The sequence below is a fragment of the Streptomyces misionensis genome, assembly GCF_007896895.1.
In the GTDB taxonomy this organism is placed as follows: Bacteria; Actinomycetota; Actinomycetes; order Streptomycetales; family Streptomycetaceae; genus Streptomyces; species Streptomyces misionensis_A.
The window spans coordinates 75881-83368 of the sequence record NZ_VOGW01000049.1 but is presented as its reverse complement, the minus strand read 5'-3'; the positions used below and the strand labels follow the sequence as shown (position 1 = coordinate 83368).

General features: G+C 75.7%; 1 protein-coding gene. It reads left to right on the top strand.

Going from position 1 to position 7488, the window contains the following annotated elements:
* Nucleotides 1-4 precede the first annotated feature (4 nt).
* The coding region (locus FRZ03_RS08840) for a non-ribosomal peptide synthetase (protein WP_146464621.1) at nt 5-7488 on the top strand (7484 nt) is incomplete at its 3' end.

The window sequence follows — 7488 nt, the reverse complement described above, 5'->3', positions numbered from 1 at the left end:
GACCATGACGTCTTCGACCCCTTCGAACCCCTCCGGCCCCGCCCGTCCCTCCAAGCGGGACCGTGTCGAGGCACTTCCCGAGCAGATGCGCGAGGCGCTGCGCCGACGGCTCGCCGGCCGGGCCGGCCACGCCGCCCCGGCCGCCCGCCAGGGCATCCCGCGCGCCGACCGGGACCGCCCGCTGCCGCTGTCCTTCGCCCAGCAGCGCCTGTGGTTCCTGGACCGGCTACGGCCCGGCGACCCTCGCTACAACAGCGCGGTCGCCGTCCGCTTCACCGGCCCGCTGGACCAGGAGGCGCTGGGCTCGGCCCTGGCCGCCGTCGTGTCCCGGCACGAGGCCCTGCGCACCACCTTCGAGGAGACCGACGGCCGCCCGGCGCAGCGGGTGCACCCGGCGGGCCCGGTGCCGCTCCCGGTCCGGGACACCGCCGACCTGGACGCGGACCTGAGAGCGGAGTACGCCCGGCCCTTCGACCTGCGCCACGGACCGCTGCTGCGCGCCCTGCTGCTGCGCGAGTCCGCCACCGCGCACGTCCTGCTGCTGACGGCCCATCACATCGTCACCGACGGCTGGTCCATGGGCGTCGTCCTGGACGAGCTGTGCACCGCCTACGACGCCCTCGCCCAAGGTGCCGCGCCGCAGTTGCCGCCGGTGGCCACGCAGTACCCGGACTTCGCGGCGTGGCAGCGCGATCAGCTCTCGGGCGCCCGGCTCGACGGCCAACTCGCGCACTGGAAAGCGCGCTTGACCGGCGCTGTGGCACCAGAGCTGCCCCTGGACCGGCCGCGGCGCGGCGAGGAGGCGGGCACCGGCGCCGTCCACGGCTTCACCGTCCCCGCCGCACTCACCACCCGGCTGCGCGCCCTCGCGCGGGAGCAGCACAGCACCCTGCACACCGCCCTGGTCGCGGCGACTCAGGCACTGCTGGCCCGCTGGTCGGGACAGGACGACATCACCGTCGGCTCCCTGACCCCCGGCCGCTCCCGCACCGAGCTGGAACGCACCGTCGGCTTCTTCGTGAACACCGTCGTCCTGCGCACTCCGGTGGACCGCTCGGCTTCGTTCCGCGAGCTGCTGGAGCGGGTCGCCGACACCGTCAATGACGCCTTCGCGTACGGCGACACGCCGTTCGAGCGGGTCGTGGAGGCGGTCGGCGCACCCCGCGAGGCCGGCCGCAATCCGTTGTTCGACGTCCTCGTCCTGCTGCACCCCGAACCGCCCGCCGCGACCGCCCCGCACGGCCTCGCCACCACCCCGGTCGGCGTGCCCCGCCAGGCGGCCACCTTCGACCTGAGCGTGGAGTTCGTACCCGAGGGCGAGAGCCTGACCGGGCTGCTGGAGTACCGCACCGACCTGTTCGACACGGCCACGGCCGAACGGCTGGCCGGACAGCTGCTGCGCCTGCTGGAGAGCGCGACCGCCACCCCGGACCGCCCGCTGGGCACCCTCCCGCTGCTGTCCGAGGCGGAGACACGCCGGGTCCTCGCCTTCGGGGACCCCGGCACGCATCGCCCGGAGCCCGACACCCCGCACGCGGAGCTGTTCGAGCGCCGCGCCGCCCGCACCCCGGACGCCCTCGCCCTCGTCGCGGGCGGTGAACGGCTCGATTACGGCACGCTCAACGCCCGCGCCAACCGGCTCGCCCACCACCTCATCGCACTCGGCGCGGGCCCCGAACGGCTGGTCGCGCTGCGGCTTCCGCGCACCGCCGACATGATCACCGCGATTCTCGCCGTCTGGAAGTCCGGCGCCGGCTACCTGCCGCTCGACCCGGCCCTGCCGGAGGAACGCGTCCGGTACCTGCTGGACGATGCCCGGCCGGCCCTGGTGCTGGACGAGAACGCCCTGCGCGCCGTACCCGCGACCGCCCCGGACACCGACCCGACCGACGCCGAGCGGCGCGCCCCGCTGGACCCAGAGCACACCGCGTACGTCATCCACACCTCCGGCTCCACCGGCCGCCCCAAGGGCGTCGCGGTGTCGCACCGTTCGGCTGCGCACCTGCTCGCCGCGCACCGGGCGGGCTTCGTCGCCGAGGCGGGCGGCGGCCCGCTCAGGGTCGCGCTCACCGCCTCGTTCTCCTTCGACACCTCCCTGGAGGGCGTGCTGCTGATGGCCGACGGCCACCCGCTGCACCTGGTCGACGAGGTGACCCGGATGGACCCGGCCGCCCTGGTCGAGTACGTCGTCGAGCACCGCGTCGACTTCCTCGACGTCACCCCCTCCTACCTGCGGCAGCTGCTGCCCGCCGGGCTGCTCACCGATCCCCGGCACCACCCCCGGATCCTCATGCTCGGCGGCGAGGCGGTCGGGCCCGCGCTCTGGCGGGAACTGGCCGCCCACCCGGACGTGGCCGCCCACAACTTCTACGGCCCCACCGAGTGCACCGTCGACGCGCTGTCCTGCCGCATCGACGGCGGGGACCGCCCGCTGGTGGGCCGGCCGCTGCTCGGCGTGCGCGCCTACGTACTGGACGACCGGCTCCAGCCGGTACCGCCCGGGGTCGGCGGCGAGCTGTACCTCGCGGGCGGCCAGCTGGCCCGCGGTTACACCGGCCGCCCGGGCCTGACCGCCACCCGGTTCCTGCCCGACCCCCACGGCCCGGCCGGGACCCGCATGTACCGCACCGGCGACCTGGCCCGCTGGACCGCCGACGGCCGCCTCGACTACCTCGGGCGCGCCGACGACCAGGTCAAGGTGCGCGGCCATCGCATCGAGCCCGGCGAGATCGAGGCCGCGCTGCTCGCGCTGGACGGCATCACCGACGCCGCGGTCGTGGCCGTACCCGACGCGCAAGGCCACACCCGCCTCGCGGCCTACGTCGTGCCCGCACCCGGCGCGCCCCGGCCCGCAGGTCGGCGGGGGCGGGCCGCCCTGCGCCGTGTGCTCCCCGACGCCTGGGTGCCGTCCTCCTTCACCCCCCTGGACACGCTGCCGCTGACCACCAGCGGCAAGCTGGACCGCCGCGCCCTGCCCGCCCCGGAAACCCCGGAGACGGAACGGGAGTTCGTCGCCCCCCGCACCCCGGACGAGGAAACCCTGGCGGCCGTCTGGGCCGAGGTGCTCGGGGTTTCCCGGGTGGGCGTCACGGACAACTTCTTCGAACTGGGCGGCGACTCCATCCTGAGCATCCAGGCCGTCTCCCGGGCCCGCGCCGCCGGGCTGCGGATCGGCTCGCAGGACGTCTTCCGGCACCAGACGGTCGCCGACCTGGCCGCCGCCGCGCGCCCGCGCACCGCCGGCGTGCCGGCGCCCCGTCGCCCCCGGCAGGAGGGGCCCGTCCCGCTCACCCCGGTGCAGGAGTGGTTCTTCGCCACGCACGGCCCGCTGCGGCACTTCACCATGTCGATGCTGCTCGACCTGCCGCACGACCTCGACGAGCGGGCACTGGAACAGGCGCTGGCCGCCCTGGTGGCGCGGCACCCGGCCCTGCGCACCCGCTTCATCCGCTCGGGGGACACCTGGCTCCAGCAGCCGGGTGCCGCCCCGGCCACCGCGCCGCTGACCCGCCATGCCCCCGGCACCCCGCCCGTCGAGGCCGCCCAGGAGGCCCGCGCGGCGCTCGACCCGGCCACCGGGACCCTGCTGCGCGCCGCCCTGCTCACCGGCGGCCGGCGCCCGCGACTCTTCCTCACCGCCCACCACCTGGCGGTCGACAGCGTCTCCTGGCGGGTCCTCCTCACCGGTCTGGCGGACGCCTACCGGCAGGCGGCGGCGGGGGAGGAGCCCCGGCCCGAGCCCGAGCACACCGCGTTCGCCGACTGGGCGCGCGAACTGGCCGACCGGGTCAGGGCCGGCGACCTCGACGACGACCTGCCCTACTGGACGCGGGAGGCGGCTCAGTCCCGCGCCCCGCTCCCCGTGGACCTGCCCGGCACCCCGCTCGCCGGGTCCGTGCGCACCGTCCGCACCCGGGTGGCCCGCGCCACCACCGAGGCGCTGCTGCGGCGCGTGCCCGGGGCGTACCGCACCCAGGCCAACGACGTACTGTTGAGCGCGCTCGGCCGGGTGCTGGCGGACTGGACGGGCACCGACCGGGTGACCGTCGCGCTGGAGGGGCACGGCCGTGAGGAGGACCTGGTCGAGGGCGCCGATCTGTCCCGCACGGTGGGCTGGTTCACCACCCAGTACCCGGTCACCCTGACTCCGGCCGCACCGGACGACTGGGGGAGCACCCTCAAGGCCGTGAAGGAACAGCTGCGGGCGGTGCCCCGGCGCGGCCTCGGCTACCAGGCGCTGGCCCACCTCGGCTCACCCCGCCCGGAGGCCCGCGCCCTCGCCGAACTGCCGCTTCCCCAGGTGTGCTTCACCTACCACGGCCAGTGGGAGGCGCCCGGCGGCGGCGACTTCGCCCCCGTCGCCGACGTGCCCGGCCGGGACACCGACCCCGGCGAGCCGCTCGACCACCTGCTGGACGTGTCCGCCCTGGTCGCCGACGGCGAGCTCGAGATCACCTGGCACTACAGCGACCAGGTGCACCGGGCCGGAACCGTGGAGCGGCTGGCCGACGGTATGGTGCAGGCCCTCGGCGCCATCGCCGAGCACTGCGCGAGCGCCGGCGCGGGCGGCCGTACGCCCTCCGACTTCCCGCTGGCCCGCCTCGACCAGGCCGCCGTGGACCGGATCGCCGGCGACGGCCGGGACACCGAGGACCTGCTGCCGCTCACCCCGCTCCAGGAAGGCATGCTCTTCCACCGGCTGGTCGGCGGACCCGACGACGTGTACATCGACCAGGCCGCGCTGCTCCTGGAGGGCGTCACCGATCCCGGTGCGCTCGCACTGGCCTGGCAGCGGGTCACCGACCGCACCCCCGCCCTGCGTACCTCCGTGGTCTGGGAGGGCGTGCCAGTCCCGCTCCAGGTCGTGCACCGACGGGTCACCGTGCCCGTCGAGCAGGTGGACTGGCGGGAGCTGGACCCGGCGGAGCGGGACGCGCGCTGGGACCGGCTGCGCGCCGACGACCTCGCGCGCGGGCTGGACCTCACGGCCGCCCCGCTGATGCGGCTCACCCTCGTCCGGCTGCCCGGTGACCGGCTGCACCTGCTGTGGACCTCCCACCACCTCATCCTGGACGGCTGGAGCCTGGCCCAGGTCCTCACCGAGGTGTTCGCCGAGTACACGGCGCTGACCACCGGCGCCACGCCCCGGCCTGTGGCCCGCCGGCCGTTCGGCGACTACGTGCGCTGGCTGGCCGGGCAGGACGGCGGTGCGGCCCGCGCGCACTGGCGGGACGTCCTCGCCGGGTTCGCCACCCCCACCCCGCTGCCCGCCGACCGGGCCCGGCGCCCCGGGCACGAAACCCGCTCCACGGGCCTGCACACGGCCGGCCTGTCCGACGAGGTCTCCGCGCGGCTGGCCCGCACCGCCCGTGCCGCCGGGCTCACCCTCGGCACCGTGGTGCAGGGCGCCTGGGCGCTGCTGCTGTCCCGCTACAGCGCCGAACCGGACGTGCTGTTCGGCACCACCGTCTCCGGGCGCCCCGACGACCTGCCCGGCGTCGAGTCCATGGTCGGCATGTTCATCAACACCCTGCCCACCCGCGTCCGGGTGGACGGCCGCCGTACCGCCACCGACTGGCTCAGGGAGCTCCAGGAAGCACAGGCCGACGGACGGCGATTCGCGGCGGTGTCCCTCGCCGAGCTCACCGCGCTGAGCGACGTGCCGTCCGGCAGCCCGCTGTTCGACAGCATGGTCGCCTTCGAGAACTACCCCTTCGACGAGGCTCGTTCCGCCGACGCAGGGATACGCCTGGCGGACGTCTGCGCCCGCGACGCCACCAACTACGCGCTCGTGCTGCGCGCCTACCAGGGCGACCGGTTCGGCTTCGACCTCGCCTACGACCCGGAACTGTTCGAGGCCGAGACCGTACGGGACCTCGCCGGCCGGCTGTGCCTGCTGCTCACCGAGCTGGCCGACGACCCCGAGCGGCCCGTGCGCGACCTCGCCTGGATCACCGCCGAGGAAAGGCGGCGCCTCCCGGTCGAGTGGAACGGCACCGAGGAGGGCCGGCCCGCCGACACCCTGGACGGCCTCTTCTCCGCCCAGGCCGCCCGCACCCCCGGCGCCGAAGCCGTCAGCTGCGGCAACGACCGGCTCGACTACGCCACCCTCGACGCCCATTCCGGACGGCTCGCCCACCGGCTCGCCGAACTCGGCGCGGGTCCCGAGACGTTCGTGGCCCTCGCGCTGCCCCGCTCCACCGACCTGGTGGTGGCCGTGCTCGCCGTGCTGAAGACCGGAGCGGCCTACCTGCCCATCGATCCCCGGCTGCCCGCCGAGCGGGTACGGCAGCTGCTCGCCGACGCCGCCCCGGTGGCGCTGGTGACCACCAGCGGAGCCGAGGCAGACCAGGCCGTACCGATCCTGCCGCTGGACGACCCCGGCGTCCGCGCCGACCTGGCCCGCCGCCCGGCCACCGGACCGGCCCGCCGCGCGCTGCCCGAAAGCCCCGCCTACGCCATCTACACCTCCGGCTCCACCGGCCGCCCCAAAGGCGTGGTCATCCCGCACGCCAACGTGGTCCGGCTGTTCGACCGCACCAGGCACTGGTTCGGCTTCGGCCCCGACGACGTGTGGACGCTGTTCCACTCCTACGCCTTCGACTTCTCCGTGTGGGAACTGTGGGGCCCGCTGCTGCACGGAGGCCGGCTGGTGATCGTCCCCGAGGACACCGCGCGCTCCCCGGAGGACTTCCTGCGGCTGCTCGCCGACGAACGGGTCACCGTCCTCAACCAGACCCCCTCCGCGTTCCACCCGCTGGTGCGGGCAGACGCCGAACTCCCCGACGTCAGCGCCCGACTGGCCCTGCGCACGGTGGTGTTCGGCGGTGAGGCGCTGGACGTGGACCGGCTCGCCGACTGGTACCTGCGCCACCCGGACACCGCGCCGCGCCTGGTGAACATGTACGGCATCACCGAGACCACCGTGCACGTCACCTACGCGCCGCTGGACCGCTCGACGGCCCGCACCGGTGCCGCGAGCCCCATCGGCACCGGCATCCCGGACCTGCGGGTGCATGTGCTGGACGACCTGCTGCGTCCCGTGCCGCCCGGCGCCGTCGGCGAGTTGTTCGTCGCCGGCGAGGGCCTGGCGCGCGGTTACCTGAACCGGCCCGGCCTCACGGCTACCCGGTTCCTCGCCGACCCGTTCGGGCGGCCCGGCACCCGCATGTACCGCACCGGGGACCGAGCCCGCCGCCGGGCCGACGGCTCCCTGGAGTACTTGGACCGCGCAGACCAGCAGGTGAAGATCCGCGGCTACCGCATCGAACCCGGCGAGATCGAGGCCGCCCTGCACAGCCACCCCGGCGTGGGCGCGGCCGCGGTCGGCGTGTACGAGGACGCCGCCGGGACCCGCCGCCTCGTCGCCCACGTCGTCGGCACCGGCACCGGCCGGCGCACCGCGCCGCCCCCGCCCGCCGCCGACCTGCGGGCCCACCTGGAGAGCCTGCTGCCCGCGCACATGGTGCCCGCGGCCTACGTGCCGAT